The sequence below is a fragment of the Streptomyces sp. ISL-10 genome (assembly GCF_018614575.1).
Lineage (GTDB): Bacteria > Actinomycetota > Actinomycetes > Streptomycetales > Streptomycetaceae > Streptomyces.
Genome location: NZ_JAGGOJ010000011.1, coordinates 92631 through 108622, shown reverse-complemented (window position 1 = coordinate 108622; position 15992 = coordinate 92631). Strand labels below are relative to the sequence as shown.

The 15992-nt window shown below is 71.6% G+C and carries 12 protein-coding genes; 10 read left to right on the top strand and 2 right to left on the bottom strand.

The window, feature by feature from the left end:
• Positions 1-146: 146 nt before the first annotated feature.
• Positions 147-599, bottom strand: coding sequence for an Lrp/AsnC family transcriptional regulator (locus J7E88_RS13105; protein WP_215180415.1), 453 nt, complete (start codon positions 597-599; stop codon positions 147-149).
• A 69-nt stretch (positions 600-668) separates the two neighbouring features.
• On the opposite strand from J7E88_RS13105, the gene J7E88_RS36775 reads away from it, so the two are divergent.
• The 3 genes from J7E88_RS36775 to J7E88_RS13090 all read left to right on the top strand — a co-directional run bounded on the left by J7E88_RS36775 (position 669) and on the right by J7E88_RS13090 (position 4494).
• On the top strand, positions 669-1562 hold the full coding sequence (locus tag J7E88_RS36775; RefSeq protein WP_215180413.1) for a hypothetical protein: 894 nt from the start codon (positions 669-671) through the stop codon (positions 1560-1562).
• Between the two features lie 132 nt (positions 1563-1694).
• The gene (locus J7E88_RS13095) at positions 1695-3158 is read left to right on the top strand and encodes an acyl-CoA synthetase (protein ID WP_215180411.1); all 1464 of its coding nucleotides are present in this window, start codon (positions 1695-1697) and stop codon (positions 3156-3158) included.
• Positions 3151-4494, top strand: a complete 1344-nt coding sequence (locus J7E88_RS13090; RefSeq protein WP_215180409.1) for a carboxyl transferase domain-containing protein — start codon at positions 3151-3153, stop codon at positions 4492-4494. Before J7E88_RS13095 ends, J7E88_RS13090 begins: the two co-directional genes overlap by 8 nt.
• A 495-nt stretch (positions 4495-4989) precedes the next feature.
• Here the strand turns inward: J7E88_RS13090 and J7E88_RS13085 are convergent, their stop codons facing one another.
• Positions 4990-6921: a ricin-type beta-trefoil lectin domain protein gene (locus J7E88_RS13085; RefSeq protein WP_215180407.1), complete on the bottom strand. Its 1932-nt coding sequence runs from the start codon at positions 6919-6921 to the stop codon at positions 4990-4992.
• A 537-nt stretch (positions 6922-7458) separates the two neighbouring features.
• Between J7E88_RS13085 and J7E88_RS13080 the strand changes: the two genes are divergently transcribed.
• From J7E88_RS13080 to J7E88_RS13050, 7 genes are all read left to right on the top strand, one after another.
• Entirely contained in the window at positions 7459-7875 is a 417-nt protein-coding gene (locus tag J7E88_RS13080) for a VOC family protein (RefSeq protein ID WP_215180405.1), read from the top strand.
• Between the two features lie 768 nt (positions 7876-8643).
• The gene (locus tag J7E88_RS13075; RefSeq protein WP_215180403.1) at positions 8644-9852 is read left to right on the top strand and encodes an IS110 family transposase; all 1209 of its coding nucleotides are present in this window, start codon (positions 8644-8646) and stop codon (positions 9850-9852) included.
• 695 nt (positions 9853-10547) lie between these two features.
• Positions 10548-10979: a MauE/DoxX family redox-associated membrane protein gene (locus J7E88_RS13070; RefSeq protein WP_251022552.1), complete on the top strand. Its 432-nt coding sequence runs from the start codon at positions 10548-10550 to the stop codon at positions 10977-10979.
• 330 nt (positions 10980-11309) lie between these two features.
• Entirely contained in the window at positions 11310-12893 is a 1584-nt protein-coding gene (locus tag J7E88_RS13065) for a radical SAM protein (protein ID WP_215180401.1), read from the top strand.
• Positions 12890-13708 (top strand): class I SAM-dependent methyltransferase, encoded by an 819-nt coding sequence (locus J7E88_RS13060; protein WP_215180399.1) that lies wholly within the window; start codon positions 12890-12892, stop codon positions 13706-13708. Before J7E88_RS13065 ends, J7E88_RS13060 begins: the two co-directional genes overlap by 4 nt.
• A 93-nt stretch (positions 13709-13801) precedes the next feature.
• Positions 13802-14458 (top strand): hypothetical protein, encoded by a 657-nt coding sequence (locus J7E88_RS13055; protein ID WP_215180397.1) that lies wholly within the window; start codon positions 13802-13804, stop codon positions 14456-14458.
• A 179-nt stretch (positions 14459-14637) separates the two neighbouring features.
• Complete coding sequence (locus tag J7E88_RS13050) at positions 14638-15486, top strand: GNAT family N-acetyltransferase (protein WP_215180395.1); 849 nt, start codon at positions 14638-14640, stop codon at positions 15484-15486.
• Positions 15487-15992: the final 506 nt, after the last annotated feature.

The following is a 15992-nucleotide window of genomic DNA, read 5'->3' as shown; positions in this document are numbered from 1 at the left end:
GCCGGCCGCCGCGCACCGGCGGCCGGACGTCTCGGGGGTCGACGGGGAGGTCGACGCGACCGGGTCGCTCGCCGACAGCGTGCCCGGGGTGCGGCTGCGGGTCACGGACGACAGGCTCCGCGAGGACGGCGGCCGGCCCACCGCTCTCACCCGGTACTCGCCCCGGCAGCGGAGGCCCGGGCGTCCCGCAGGGCGATACGGGTGCTGGACTGGGCGACTCCGGCCTCCCGCTTGAGGGTGCGCAGCAGCATGTCGAGCTCGGCCGCGTCTGCGGCCGTGGCCCGTACGAGATAGTCGTGCGCGCCGGTGACATGGACGACCTCGGTGATGCCCGGCAGTTTGAGCACGGCCTGCTCGAACTCCTCGTTCGTCGTGTCCAGGCGCAGGGTGATGTCGATGAAGACGACGAGACCGGGCCGCGGGCCGGCCGTCGGGTCGACGATCGTGGTGAAGCCGCGGATGACCCCGTCGCGGACCATCCGGCGCACCCGGTCGGCGGCGGCGTTGGCGCTCAGCCCGACACGGACGCCGAGATCGCGGTAGGAGATCCGCGCATCCTTCCGCAGCACCCCGAGGATTTCGCTGTCGAGACCGTCCATACCGCGATTGTCGCAGCCGAGGCCGATATACGACCGCGGGAGCGTCGGCCGACGCATCACGGTGTGCCCATGACGGACATCTGGACGACGGCCGCGGCGGGCGCGGTGGCCGGACTGGGAGTGGCGGTACCGGTTGGCGCGATCGGCGTGCTGCTGGTCCAGGAGTCGATGCGCAGCCGCGGCACCGCGATGGCCGCGGCGTCGGCGGTGGCGGTGGTCGACATGGCGTACGCGGCGCTGGCCACGGCGCTGGGCCCACTGGTGGCATCGGCGCTGTCGGGCGTGGAGGCATGGGTACGGCTGGCGTCGGCCCTGATCCTGGCGGGCATCGCGGCGCACGGCCTGTGGTCCTCGGTGCGCGGGCGCGGTGCTCCGGCGGGGGCGGAGAGCGGGCAGCACCTCCGGCCGGCGAACCCGGGCCGGGCCGCGGAGGCGCTCCAGCAGCCGGACCCGGGCCGAGACACGGAGACGGGCCTGGGCACGGACGCGGGCCGGCCGGGTCCGTACGTCGCACCGACGGAGTCGGGCCGCGACGTGGCAGCGGCGGGGCGGGCAGACGCGGAGAGCCTGGTGCCGCCTCTCGGCGGGCAGGCCGGGGCTGTGCGTTTCCCGCACGGTCCCGTCACCGCAGGCCGGCTCGCCGGGCGGGCCGAGCCGGTCGCGCGGCCGCGGCCCGGCCGGGTGTTCGCCCAATTCGCCGCGCTCACGGCCGTCAATCCCACGACCGCGCTGTACTTCGCCGCCCTCACCACCGCGCAGGGAGCGGCCCTCCAAAACGGCGCGGCCGGTGCCGTGTTCGTCGGGGGCGTCCTGGTCGCCTCGCTCGCCTGGCAACAGTTCCTCGTGGCGGCCGGTGGATACGCCGGTGCCCGTATCTCCGACACCGCCCGTGCGTGGACCTTCCGGATCGGTTTCGGACTCGTCGCCGTCTACGCCGTGAACATCGCGCTTCCTCTTCCCTGAGCCCCGCACCCACGACCCGGCGTGGCAGTGACCGGTTCCGGTGCCTCCCCTCGCCGGGGAGACAATGATGCGACGGGAAGCACTGCCATGAGCCTGCCGTGTGTGCGGCACGCGACACCAGGAGGTCGACGAGTGAGTTACCTGTTCCCGGCGCTGACGCCGACGGCCGACGGCCCTGACCACGGCGACCGGGTCGCCCTGCGGTTCGGGGAACGCTCCCTGACCTACGGACAGCTGGCCGGTGCCGCCGGGGCCCTCGCGGCCCGGATCGGCCCGGCCGCGGACGGCGGGCGGGTCGCACTGTGGGCCACGCCGTCGCTGGAGACCGCGGTCGGCACGGTCGCGGCGCTGCTCGCCGGTGTACCCGTCGTACCGCTGAACCCGAGGACCGGTGAGCGGGAGCTTGCGCACATCCTGTCCGACAGTGCGCCGTCACTGCTGCTGGCCGCGCCGGGTGACGAACTGCCCGCCGGTGTCGGCTCGTTGGAGCGCGTCGACGTACCCGTGGCGGGCGAAGGGCAGGCACCGGCCGGCGAACCGGGGCCCGGCGCACCCGCTTTCGTCGTCTACACCTCGGGCACGACCGGCCCGCCCAAGGGCGCCGTACTGCCGCGCCGCGCGGTCGCCACGACACTGGACGCGCTCCAGGACGCCTGGCAGTGGAGCGCGGACGACGTACTGGTGCACGCGCTGCCGCTGTTCCATGTGCACGGCCTGATCCTCGGCATCGTCGGCCCGTTGCGTCGCGGCGGCGAGGTACGGCACCTGGGCAGGTTCACTCCCGAAGGCGTGGCCCGTGAACTCCGCCGGGGCGGCACGATGCTGTTCGGCGTACCGACGATGTACCACCGGCTCGCAGAGGCGCTCGACGACGACGCGGAGCTCATGAAGGCGCTGGCCGGCGCACGGCTGCTGGTGTCCGGGTCGGCCGCGCTGCCGCTGCCGGACCACGAGCGGATCGCCGCGGCGACCGGGCGGCGGGTGATCGAGCGGTACGGCATGACCGAGACGCTGATGAACACGAGCGTGCGGGTGGACGGGCAGGCACGGCCCGGCACGGTCGGCGTACCCCTGCGCGGAGTCTCGCTGCGGCTGGTCGACGAGGACGGCACACAGATCACGGCGTGGGACGGGGAGACGATCGGCGAGATCCAGGTGCGGGGCGACCATCTGTTCACCGAGTACCTGAACCGGCCCGACGCGACGGCGGCCGCCTTCGACGGGGACTGGTTCCGCACGGGGGACATGGCGGTGCGCGACGCGGACGGGTACGTGCGGATCGTGGGGCGCAAGGCGACCGACCTGATCAAGAGCGGCGGTTACAAGATCGGCGCCGGGGAGATCGAGAACGTCCTCCTCGACCACCCCTCGGTGAGAGAGGCCGCGGTCACCGGTGCGCCGGACGCGGATCTGGGCGAGCGGATCGTCGCGTGGATCGTGGCGGCCGACCCCCAGGCACCCCCCTCCGCCGAGGATGTGACCGCGCATGTGGCGGCGCAGCTGGCCCCGCACAAACGTCCGCGCGAGGTGCGGTTCCTCGACGTCCTCCCCCGCAATGACATGGGCAAGATCATGAAGCGAGCGCTCCATGGCTGAGCGGATGACCGCCCGTGCGGCGATCGCGCTGGTCTGCGACGACTTCACCGAGCACGAGATCGCCGAGCCGCCCGGCACGGGCGACGGCCCGCTGGACTGGGAGGGCTACGGCGCGGCACGCGAACGGGCGGCGCTGCGCACCGGCTCGGCCGAGTCCGTCGTCCACGGCGAGGCGACGCTCGGCGACCGCCCCTGCGTCGTCGTCTCCTTCGAATTCGGCTTTCTCGGCGGTTCGTTGAGCGAGCGCGCCGGGGACCGGCTTCAGGCCGCGTATGCCTTGGCCCGCGAGAACCGGCGGCCGCTGGTGTCGCTGATCGCTACGGGCGGCAGCCGGATGCAGGAGGGGATGATCGCGCTGGCCCAGCTCCAGCGGGTGGCGCGCGCGGCCGTGCTGCTGCGCGAGGCCGGTGTGCCGCACATCGCCGTGCTGCGTGATCCGACGACGGGCGGCGGTTGGGCGACCCTCGGGGCGGGCGCAGACGTGATCCTCGCCCTGCCCGGCGCACAGGTCGGCTTCGCGGGCTCGCGCATACGGCCGCCGGACGCGGACCCGGAGGCGTACACGGCCGAGGGGCAGCTCGCTGCGGGTCAGATCGACGCGGTCGTACGGCCCGAGGCGCTGCGCGACACGGTCGCCTTCTGGGCGGCGGCACTGGGATCGGACGGCCCGGCGCAGGCCGCCGCCCCGCCGCGGGCCCTGGGCGACGCGGGGCAGCTGCCGCGCTCCGGCTGGGATGCGGTGCGGGCGGCCCGGGAGCCGGACCGGCCGCGGGCCGGCGCGTACCTCGACGACTACTTCAACCGGCGCGAACCGCTGCGCGGTGACCGGTGCGGCGGCGACGACCCCGGGATGCTGTGCGGGGTCGGGCTGCGTGAGGGCCGGCCGGTGGCGTACGTGGCCCAGACGGGGACGGCGACCCGCCCGGCCGGTTACCGTACGGCCGCGCGGGTGGTGCGGCTGGCGGACCGCTTCGGGCTGCCGGTGCTGACGCTGGTGGACACGCCCGGCGCGGCCAACGACGCCGAGGCGGAACGGGCGGGCGCGGGCGCGGCGATCGCGGACCTGTTCACGGCGATGGCCGCGGCGCGCACCCCGCTGACGAGCCTGCTGATCGGCGAGGGCGGCTCGGGGGGCGCGCTGGCGCTGGCGACCCCGGACAACACGTGGGCGACGCCGAACAGCTACTTCTCGGTGATCGCTCCGGAACTCGCCGCGGCGATCCTCAAGCGCCCTGCGGCCCACGCCCCCCAGACGGCCGCCCAACTCCGCCTCCGCCCCCAGGACCTCGCGGAACTGGGCGTGATCCGCGGCATCGTGGGCCCGTCGCCGAGGTAGGGCGTTCCGGGAGGGCGGGGCCGGTCATGGGGTGCGCCGGGCCGCGCGGGCGTCCAGGCCTGGGCAGGGGCATGGGGTGCGCCGGGCCGCGCGGGGCCACCGGCCGCGCGGGCACCCGGGCATGGGCATGGGCATGGGCGTAGCGCCGGGCCGCGCGGGACCCACCGGGCCCGGGGCCGGCTGTCGGGTGGGCCCGGGTGGATCCCCGGCCGGTGACAGCCATGTCGCCGCTCTTCGGCGCGGGGTGCCTCCCCGCCGGGCCGGAGGTGCCTGGCCACTCGTCCGGCGCGGTGACCCCGCGCGCCGCCGGCACAGGACCGGCGGGACGGCACCTGGGCACCAGCGAGTCGGAGATGCTGTTCCGTCTCCGACCGCATTCGTGCCGCGCGCCGGGGGCGGAAACCCGAGGTGACAATCCTGCTGCCGCCCGCCCCGGAGGCGACCGGCCCGCCACCCGCAGCCCGCCCGCCCAGCGCCGGCAAGGGGACCGCTCCCCTATTCCACCGCGAGTGCCGACAGTGCCGGGCGACGGGGGATCTGAGGGGCGGGGCTGAGCAGCAAGGGGGTCAGCGTCGACGGGCCGGTGAGCGGCTGGGTCTCCTGGGTGGCCGACGGGTCGTCGCTCACGCGGCGCAGGCTGCCCTCGGAGCTCCTCTCCGGCGTGGCGGACGGCCGCGAGGCCGGCGGCTGTGCGTCGTCCTTCCCCGCCGGCGAGGGCGGCTCGCAGGTCTCCGGGACGCACCGCTCCCTGTCCGGCGGCGGGCCGCCCACCTCCTCCGTGTAGGGAGCAGACTGCTGCGTCGGGCCCGAGCGGACAGCGTCCGTCGCCCAGACCTGGCCCGGCGAGTCGTCGCGTACCTTCACGACCAAGGGCGACCCCGGGTCGGTGGAGGCGGGCAGGACGGCGAGCCGTTCGTTCCAGCGCGGGACGACATGGCCCTGGATGGTCAGGTCGTACCGGACGTCGCCGGAGTCGGGCGCGCTGCGCCCCGTGCAGTCGCCGGCGACAACGATTCCATCGAGCCCGTGGGAGTTCAGGCACAGTTCGGGTGCGGCCGAGCTGCGCAGGCGGCCGTCGTTCTCGTAGACCCACTGCTGGGTCGGGGCCGTCGAGCACGCCGCCATCAGGATGTCCACCTCCTTCTTCGCCTTCCCGCCGGCGAAATCGACGCAGAGGTCGGCCTCGACGTTGCGCAGCCGCGTGGTCAGCGGACCGCTCGGGTGGCCGGCCGACGTGGCCGAGGGCTGCGGCGCCTCGGCCGGCGGCGGGGACGCGGACGGCGTCGGCACGGACGGCGCCTGTCCGCTCGCGCCCGGCGCGGGCGGGGCGGGCGGGGCGGCGGGCCGGCCGGGCGGGGCCGTGCCGGTGACCGCCCCGCTGGGGACGGTCGGTCCCGCGTGGTCGCCTTCGTCGGACCACAGCACGGCCAGGAGGGCGACGGCCAGCACCCCGGTGGCGGCAACGGCGGCGCCGAGCCCGAGCGCGGCCGGTGTCGCCTTCTCCACGGCGGCACGCCTGCCCCGCAGGACCAGGGCGGGCAGGGCGGGCAGGGCGGCCCGGGCGCGGCCACGCCGGGAGTGCCGGCCGGTCCCCCGGCCCCCGGGCGCCCCGGGCTGTCCCGGCCGGCCTTCCTTCAGACGGGCCTGGCGACGGCGTCCCGGCCGGGACGCGAGGTAGGACTCCGCGGCGCCGCCGAGGAGAGCCTCGGCGAGCAGGACACCGAGCCGCCCTTGCGACTGCCGCAGTTGGTCGGCGGCGTAGCGGCAGTATGCGCACTCGGACAGATGCACCTGGATGTCGGGGATCAGCGCCCCGCCCCGGCGCAGGGATATGTCGAGGAGGCGGTTGTAGTGGCGGCATTCCCCGGTGGGTGCGTACTCACGATGCACGCGTACACAGGTCTGCCGGAACTGTTCGCGCGCGTGCGCGAGTTGATCGGACGCGGCGCGCGGATCAATACCCAGCAAACCGGCGGGGACGGATATGCCCTCGGCCTCCGCTTCGGCATGCCAGAGCAGCACTTGGGCCGTCATCGGCATTGCGTGGAAAGCCCGGGACACCAGCTGTCTATTCTCGGCGGGCGGTTCGGGAATCGACAGCCCCGGCAGCATGGGGGTGATCCGCTGGTCACCCGCCCAGCCCTTGGCCATATGACGGGTGGTGACCAGCAGATGGGGGCGCAGCGCGCCGGCCGAGCCGTTGCGCGCGAGATTCTCCAGGAGCTGCGCGAATGCGGCCGTCGCCAGCATCGAGGCGATTTTCGGCGAGGGCGCGCAGAGGGAGGCGTAGTCGAACACGGACTGCCAGTGCCTGGCCAGCAGCGTGCTGACGGGGTAGGCATCCTGACCTGCTCCCCCGTCGTTCAGCGCGGCGGCGAGCTCCTCGTCGGAGACCCCGGGTATGCGGCCGGCCTGCGGAGAAGACACGTTTCCGGGCGTGCTGGGGTGCTGCATAGACGTCTTTCCATCCATGGCATTGCGGTGGGGGGTTGCTGAGGGGCCATCGGCTCCGGTCGAGGGGTGCCGACAGTCGGTCGACAAGGAGCGGGACCTGTTGGTCCATACCATCCGGTGGCGATACCGCTTCTTTTGGGAGAGGCTCGCCCGCAGAGAATTCGAACGGTTGATCAGAATGGCGTTTGTTCGGGAGTGAGGGAGCTCACCCTTGCACAACTTCCCTGCGTGGAACAAGAGTTCCAGGATCGCCCGCCATTAACGACGCCCAAGTCAGGCCATCTCCCGCTCGGGCGACACCGCTTTCTGGAACATGAGTAAGTACAACAATGGCCGTCCATTGCCGCGCCACTCCTTGACGCGTGCCCGAAATCGGTCCGCCCCGGCCCCCTTACCGCGCGAAACCCGACACCATCCGAACATCCCCGGACACGCGCGGTTCCCCACTGCCGTGCGGCCGCCGCAAGGCTACTCTGCACACCTGACAAACCGTCATGAAGGGATCATGCAGTGGCCTCTCGTCTCAATCCGTACATCAGCTTCACCGGTGACGCGAAGCAAGCCATGGAGTTCTACAAGGGCGTCTTCGGCGGCAATCTGTCGGTGCACACCTACGGCGACTTCGGGTCCGAGGCGCCTCCCGGATACGCCGACAAGGTCATGCACAGCATGCTCGAGACGGACAACGGCTTCACGCTGATGTGCTCCGACAACCCGCCCGGCATGGAGTACAAGCCGGGCAACAACTTCGCCGTGAGCGTGAGCGGGAACGACGCCGACGAGTTGCGCGGCTACTGGGACAAGCTGTCCGCAGGCGGCAATGTCTCGGTCCCGCTGGAGAAGCAGATGTGGGGCGATGTCTTCGGCATGTGCACGGACAAGTACGGCGTCGCCTGGATGATCAACATCACCCCGGCCGAGGGCTGACACGTTGAGCCCTCGGCCCGCGAAGGCCCCGACCCCTCCCGGGCCCCCGTCCTGCCGGGACCTTGGTTTCCGGGGGTGTTCGTCGGTCGTCGACCCGGGCGGCGATGCCGCCGGTGCGGGTATCGGCCGCGTCAATGCCGAAGCAACCGCCCTGGTACGTCGCATGCGTGCTGACGCGGTGACGACTCGTTCCCACGCATGACCACAGGCGGCGGGCTTCGAGGTCCCGCCGCCTCGGCGCGGATCCGCTCGCCCGCCACGCACACGCCTGGTACTCCCCACGCCCACCCAGTGCGATGGGCCGCCTGGCCGGGAGAGCGCGGTCCACCCGGCCCGAGCGGGTCGGCTTCCCTCCTGTACGCGGCCCGGTGCCGCACGTCGTCGAGGCGTTCGTCCTGAGCGACCACGAGTCCGGCACGCGGGCGGCGTGGAAGCGGAGCCAAGAGCCCACCCCGACGACCTGTGGCCTGCAGGAAAGCTTCGTCATCGGCCTCCAGCACGCCGCCCCCGTTATGTTCTTCGCGGTCCTGCAAGAGGGCTGCTGGCCTCCGGGCCCGGCATGACTGTGTCCCCCTGTCGGAGGCATGACCTGGGGGGTGGTGTCACCGGGCCCGGGAGGTGCCGTCGGAGACGCTGATGAGAGGTCCGGCCACCGTCCGGTCCGGCGCAATGCCGGACAGCTCGCGGGCGGCAGGTCTGCATAACGTGGATGCGCGCGTACGACACCGACGCCGAGGCCGGCACCGGCAACTCTCCTGGAAGGGTGCGATGTTCGACACCGAAGACGTGGGCGTGTTCCTCGGCCTGGACGTCGGAAAGACCGCTCATCACGGGCACGGACTGACCCCGGCCGGCAAGAAGGTCTTCGACAAATCCCTGCCCAACAGCGAGCCGAAACTGCGGGCCGTCTTCGACAAGCTGACCGCGAAGTTCGGCACCGTCCTCGTCGTGGTCGACCAGCCCGCCTCCATCGGCGCTCTGCCACTGACCGTCGCCCGCGACGCGGGCTGCAACGTCGCCTACCTGCCGGGACTGGCGATGCGGCGGATCGCCGACCTCTACCCGGGCGAGGCGAAGACCGACGCGAAGGACGCCGCGGTGATCGCGGACGCCGCCCGCACCATGCCCCACACCCTGCGCTCGCTGGAACTCACCGACGAGATCACCGCCGAGCTGACCGTGCTGGTCGGCTTCGACCAGGACCTCGCTGCCGAGGCCACCCGCACCTCGAACCGGATACGCGGCCTGCTCACCCAGTTCCACCCCAGCCTGGAGCGCGTCCTCGGACCGCGCATGGACCACCAGGCCGTCACCTGGCTGCTCGAGCGATACGGATCCCCGGCCGCCCTACGAAAGGCCGGCCGCCGCAGGCTCGTGGAAGTGATCCGGCCCAAGGCCCCGCGCATGGCCGCCCGGCTGATCGACGACGTCTTCGACGCCCTGGACGAACAGACCGTCGTCGTTCCCGGGACCGGCACCCTGGACATGGTCATCCCATCCCTGGCCCGATCGCTCGCGGCCGTCCACGAACAGCGCCGGGCCCTGGAAGCCCAGATCCAGGCCCTGCTGGAGGCCCACCCTCTTGCCCCGGTCCTGACCTCGATGCCCGGAGTCGCGGTCAGGACCGCCGCCGTCCTGCTGGTCACCGTCGGCGACGGCACCAGCTTCCCCACCGCCGCCCATCTCGCCTCCTACGCCGGCCTCGCCCCCACGACCAAGTCGTCGGGAACCTCGATCCACGGCGAACACGCACCCCGAGGCGGAAACCGGCAGCTCAAACGGGCGATGTTCCTCTCCGCGTTCGCCGCCCTGCACGACCCCGCCTCCCGCACCTACTACGACCGATGCCGGACCCGAGGCAAAACCCACACACAGGCCCTCCTCCGCCTCGCCCGCCACCGCATCAGCGTGCTCTTCGCGATGCTCCGCGACGGCACTTTCTACGAACCCCGCGTCCCCCGGGTGACCGTTGCCTGAACCAGCCCACAGGCAGTTCGACTCACATCAACACCTTGCGTCCTCTGTCCACGCCAAAATCTCCGCGGCTCCCCGACGGACAGCTGCTTCCGGGGCCCGGGCGAGCTGCCCGCAGACTGCTGGGACGTCCGGCATACTGTCCGGTCCCGCGAGCGCGTCATGCACCCCGGTCTGCATCCAGTCGGCATGGCTGTCATCGGCCTCGGCAACCGCCAGAGCGATGAGCCTCACGGCGGCCACCGTCCCCACCCGGGCCAGGGCCTCTGCCGTCTGCCGAGTCACCGCCGTGTCCGCGACGTCCAGCAGCAGACCCACCAACGCTTCCGCAGCCTCAGGAACATCAGCGAAGGAAGCAAGGTCACGCCCGGCACGGACACGTTGCGACCACGAAGGAGACGAAGCCTCAGCCAAGGCCGCCTGCAACCCACTCACCGTCTCTGACACAACCAGACAGTCTCATGCTCCACGAAGAAGATCGAGCCCGGACCGAAGCTGCCCTACGCGCTTGACGAAGAACATAGAGGCCCCCCCCCGCCATGCCCGCACCCCGGTCTCGCGCATGAGGTGCTGGTTCGGTGAGCGCGCTTACAGTTCTCGGCTTCCCGCGCGGCTTACGTTCGGAGCATGGTGCTGCGGATCGTGCTGGGTGCGGTGTACACGGCGATGGCGGTCGCCAGCTCGCCTCCTTCGGGCACATGCCCGGGATTCTGGCCGGCTACGGGCTGGTCGGCGGCGCAGCCGCGACCACGTCGGCCGTGGCACTGATCGTGGGCGAGCTGGTGTGCGGCGTCTGGTTCCTGGCCCGCCCGCGGTCGCGGACGGTCGCGCCGGTGTGGGTGGTCACGGCCGTCTCGGCGATGTGGGCGTTCCTCGCCGCGCAGGCGTACACACGCGGGCTCACCGTGACCAACTGCGGCTGCTTCGGGGTCTACCTGTCCCAGCGGCTGAGCTGGTTCGTGCTCGCCCAGGACGCTGTGACGCTGCTCTACGCGGGGCTGCTGCTACGCGGAGCCCGCCGGGCTCCTGCCGCGCCGGCCCCGGGAGCCCTCTTCGGCCAGGGCTCCGAGCAGGACGAGACCGCTGCGCACGCGGGATCCCCGCCCGCGGTGGAGAAGAGCGGTCCCTGATGTCCGCATCCCGTGAACGCTTCCGCCTGCGCGGCATGACGGCTGTCGCGGGGCGCGCCGGGCCGCTCTTGGTGCTGTGCCGCACGGGACCGCTTCTGCCGGCCGGCGACACGCTCGGCGCTGTCGGGAGCACTCCGCAATCCGTGGCTGATCGCCGTCGGCGTGGTCGTGGTGGTCGTCGTGGTGCGAACCGCCGTCGTCCATGCCCCGCGGTGCCGGGTCCGCCTCCGCCGTCGTGCCGAACCGGAGGAGTGCTGCCCGTCCGTGTCTGTCCCGTCCGATGCCGCAGACCAAGACCGAGCCGGTTTCACCTGAGTGGAGGATCCCCTGATGACCCAAGCCCCCGCGCCACGCGCCAAAGTGGACCGCGACGAGGTGTTCGTGGAGTTCACCAAGTCGATCTGCCCGCTGTGCAAGACGCCGGTCGACGCCCAGGTCAACATCCGTGAGAACAAGGTCTACCTGCGTAAGCGCTGCCGCGAGCACGGCGAGTTCGAGGCCCTGGTGTACGGGGACGCCGAGGAGTACCTGTCCTCGGCCCGGTTCAACAAGCCCGGCACCGTCCCCCTGGTGTTCCAGACCGAGGTGCGGGACGGCTGCCCCAGTGACTGCGGGCTGTGCCCGGAGCACAAGCAGCACGCCTGCCTGGGCATCATCGAGGTCAACACCGGCTGCAATCTCGATTGTCCGATCTGCTTCGCCGACTCCGGTCACCAGAGCGACGGCTATTCGATCACGCACGAGCAGTGCGAACGGATGCTGGATGCCTTCGTGGAGTCCGAGGGCGAGGCGGAGGTGGTGATGTTCTCCGGCGGCGAGCCGACCATCCACCAGCACATCCTGGACTTCATCGACCTCGCGCAGGACCGGCCGATCAGATCCGTCAACCTCAACACCAACGGCATCCGGCTCGCCTCCGACACACGGTTTGTCACCGAGCTCGGCCAACGCAACCAGGTTCCGGGCAGATCGGTGAACATCTATCTCCAGTTCGACGGCTTCGACGAGCGCACCCACCGGGAGATCCGCGGCCGCGACCTGCGGACGTTCAAGCAGCGTGCGCTGGACAACTGCGCCGACGCAGGGCTCACCGTCACCCTGGTCGCCGCCGTCGAGCGCGGCCTGAACGAACACGAAGTCGGAGCGATCATCGAGTACGGCATCGACCACCCCGCCGTCCGGTCAGTGGCGTTTCAGCCCGTCACCCACTCCGGCCGCCACGTCGAGTTCGATCCGCTGAACCGGCTCACCAACCCCGACGTCATCAAATTGATCAACGCCCAGCGACCCCAGTGGTTCCAGAAGGGCGACTTCTTCCCCGTCCCTTGCTGCTTCCCCACCTGCCGCTCGATCACCTACCTGCTGGTGGACGGCGAGCCGGGCGACCGGACCGTGGTGCCCATCCCGCGGCTGCTCCAGATCGAGGACTACCTCGACTACGTGGCCAACCGCGTGATGCCCGATGCAGGGATCCGCGAGGCGCTGGAGAAACTCTGGTCGGCGTCCGCGTTCATGGGAACGGAGACGACCGAGGAGAAGCTGCGGGCCACCGCCGAGGCTCTGGACTGCGCGGACTCCTGCGGCATCGACCTGCCCCAGGCCGTCAAGGACCTGAACGACAAGGCGTTCATGATCGTGGTGCAGGACTTCCAGGACCCCTACACCCTCAACGTCAAGCAACTGATGAAGTGCTGCGTCGAGGAGATCACCCCCGACGGACGTCTCATCCCCTTCTGCGCCTACAACTCCGTCGGCTACCGCGAACAGGTCCGCGCCCAGATGTCCGGCGTCCCGGTCGCCGACGTGGTGCCCAACGCAACTCCGCTCGCCGGACGGCTCACCGACACCCCCTACGGCTCCAAGACCGCCCGCGGCATGGCACCCCGGCCGACCGCCGAGGAGGGCGCGCGATGACCCACCAGAACGCCCACTCGCCTGCCGCGACCGGCGATGAACTCAAAGCCTGCTGCGCCGCCGCGTACTCCTCCGATGTGGTCGCTCTGCTGCTGGGCGATGCCTACCACCCCGGCGGCACCGCCCTGACCCGCCGCCTTGCCGACGGGCTCCGTCTGGCGCAGGACTGCCGCGTTCTCGATGTGGCCTCGGGCCGCGGCACCACCGCCCTCCTCCTCGCCGACCTCCACGGCGTGACGGTGGACGGGGTGGACTACTCACCGGCCAACACCGCCCTCGCCCAAGGAGCCGCCGCGGCCGCGGGACTCGGAGACCGGGCAGTGTTCACCACCGGGGATGCCGAGCACCTGCCCTACCCGGACAGCGTGTTCGACGCGGTGGTGTGCGAGTGCGCCCTGTGCACCTTCCCCGACAAGGACCAAGCCGCCGCCGAGTTCTCCCGTGTCCTGCGTCCCGGTGGACGGGTCGGCATCACCGACGTCACCGCCACCCCCGACCGGCTCCCGCCCGAACTGACCGGCCTCGCCGCGCGGATCGCCTGCATCGCCGACGCCCGCCCCCCGGCCGAGTACGCCGAGATCCTGACCGCCGCCGGGCTGCGCACCATCCGCACCGAACGCCACGATGCGGCCATGACCCGCATGATCGACCAGATCGAGGCACGACTGAACCTGCTGCGATTGACCGCCGCGTCCGAACTCAGCGACGGCGGCGTGGACCTGGAGGCGGCCCCGGCCGTCCTGGCCGCTGCCCGCAGGGCCGTCGCGGACGGTGTCCTCGGCTACGCCTTGCTCATCGCCGAGAAATCCCCCTGACGGCCGCACGATCCACCTGCCCGCACGTAAGTGCGCTCACATACCGACGAGCCGGATACCGCCAGGGCGGCCCGGCGGCCCGGACCTGCCGTCGTGGTCTCCGCGTTCCGCAGCGGCTCCAAGGCGAAGGGGTTCCTTCTGTTCGCGGCGTACGCCGCCGGAATGCCAGTGACCGTCGGCGCTGCTGCCCTCTCGGTGGCGCTGACCCGTACCGCCCGCGTGCAACGCCTGCGCCGCCTCGGCGGCGGCCTGCTGTTCCTGGTCGGCGCGTATGTGGCGTACTACGGCCGGTACGAGATCCGCGTGCTGCGTGGATCATCCGCCGGAGACCCCGTGATCGACGCGACGACCACCATGCGGCGATGGATCGCCGAAACCCTCGACGCCATCGGCGTACCCCTGGTCGCGGCACTGTTCGCGGGACTGCTCCTCGCGACGCTGCCACTTCGCCGCCGCCGCCACGACCGGACGCGGGACGAGCCCGGATGTGACAACAGCCCCACGCCGGGGCGCGCTCAGGGATCTCCCGGAGTCCTGGGCGGTGGGAGGCGGTTTCTGCTGGACGGGGAACCTGCCGCCCTCGCGACGTGCTCCGTCACCTGCGACGTGAATCCCGCGGTCAAGCGGGCCTTCGCCGCCATCAACGACGTTTTGCTCTGGCTGCGCGCGGCAGGAGCAGGACCACCGCGACACCAACCGCCGCGACACCAACCGCCGCGAAGACGGCGCCGAGCGCGAACACGAGGGTGAACGCGCCTTGGCCCGGCAGGGTGGAGCCCGTGACCGAGCCGCTTGTGGCCATGGCCCGGTACGAAGCGACCATGCCGGGGGTAGACCGGTATCCGAAGTTCCCCGGCGAAGCGCCACATCCTTGGCATGCTCATCACGCCGGGGGGTGGCCCCACTTGACGACGTTTCTGGAGTGAGCAGTGCCCAAATTTGAGATCACTGTCGCGAGCGCCGACGACATCGCACGAATGGGAGATTGGGCCGACGCCGAAGGCTGGAACCCGGGCCGTACCGATGGCCATGCCTTCTTCGCCACCGATCCGCACGGCTTCCTGATCGGGCGGCTCGACGGTGAGCCCGTCGCCTGCATCTCGGTCGTACGCTATGGCACCGACTCCGGGTTCCTGGGCTTTTACATCACCCGCCCACCGCTGCGTGGCCAGGGCTATGGAATCCAGTTGTGGCACGCCGGCATGGCACGACTCGCTGGTCGCAATGTCGGGCTCGACGGAGTGGTCGCCCAACAGGGCAACTACCGCACATCCGGTTTTCGGACCGCCTGGAACAACATTCGCTACGAAGGCACGCCGACCGCCGAGACCACGACGCCGACCGGGGTCACCCTGGTCGACGCCCGCACCCTGCCCTTCGACCAACTCGCAGCCTACGACCGCCGCTTCTTCCCGGCCGCGCGCGACAGTTTCCTGGCGCCCTGGATCGCCGCACCGCAGCGCCGCGCCCTGGCCGCGATGCACAACGGAGAATTGCGGGGCTTGGCCGTCATGCGGGCCTGCCGCACGGCCTCGCGCATCGGGCCGCTCTATGCCGCCTCGCCCGATGTGGCCGCTGCGCTGGTGGCAGAGCTCTCGGCCACCACACCGGGCAAGCCCGTGGCGATCGATGTGCCCGACTTCAACACGGCTGCCGTGCACCTCATGGAGCAACTCGGCCTCGCGCCGTCCTTCGAGACCGCACGCATGTACACGGGCCCGGCCCCGCGGATCGACCACTCCGGGCTGTTCGGCATCACCAGCCTCGAACTGGGCTGACCTCCCCGGCCGCGCGGACCGCACCAGCACAACATGATGGACGATCCTGGCTCGGCACACCCGAGTGGACCTGGCAGCCCCCGCCCGGGGGCCGCTCCCGCTGGCCGACCTGGCGGGATGGATGGCCTGCCGTCGGCGCTCGCCGTCTGGCTCTGCTCGTGCAGGATCCGGTACATCGTCGAGACAGAGCAGTGATAGCGCCCGGCATCCAGCTCGCGGGCCCGGATCTACGCGGGCGCGGCGTACTCGTCGCCGTTCATCAACTCCAGTACCGCAGCCCGCGCTTCGGCCGTCAGGGCCGACGGCTGCACCTGCGGGGCACGTGCTCTGCACGGTGGTGTCGGCCGGAGCCGGCGGTAGCACGTGGCGCGGGAGCGAGAGCGGGTGCCCGTTGTACGGGATCGGTGGACGTCCTGACTACCTGGTCGGGCGGCGCCTTGAGCGAGTGGTCGCGTCGTGGCGCCGGTACGGCACGGATGCCTCGCTGGACGTGTGGCTGATCGATG

Coding starts and splice junctions, on each gene's coding strand:
- J7E88_RS13105 (WP_215180415.1), bottom strand. CDS start 599: ATGGACGGTCTCGACAGCGAAATCCTCGGGGTGCTGCGGAAGGATGCG.
- J7E88_RS13065 (WP_215180401.1), top strand. CDS start 11,310: ATGACCCAAGCCCCCGCGCCACGCGCCAAAGTGGACCGCGACGAGGTG.
- J7E88_RS13075 (WP_215180403.1), top strand. CDS start 8,644: ATGTTCGACACCGAAGACGTGGGCGTGTTCCTCGGCCTGGACGTCGGA.
- J7E88_RS13070 (WP_251022552.1), top strand. CDS start 10,548: ATGCCCGGGATTCTGGCCGGCTACGGGCTGGTCGGCGGCGCAGCCGCG.
- J7E88_RS13060 (WP_215180399.1), top strand. CDS start 12,890: ATGACCCACCAGAACGCCCACTCGCCTGCCGCGACCGGCGATGAACTC.
- J7E88_RS13090 (WP_215180409.1), top strand. CDS start 3,151: ATGGCTGAGCGGATGACCGCCCGTGCGGCGATCGCGCTGGTCTGCGAC.
- J7E88_RS36775 (WP_215180413.1), top strand. CDS start 669: ATGACGGACATCTGGACGACGGCCGCGGCGGGCGCGGTGGCCGGACTG.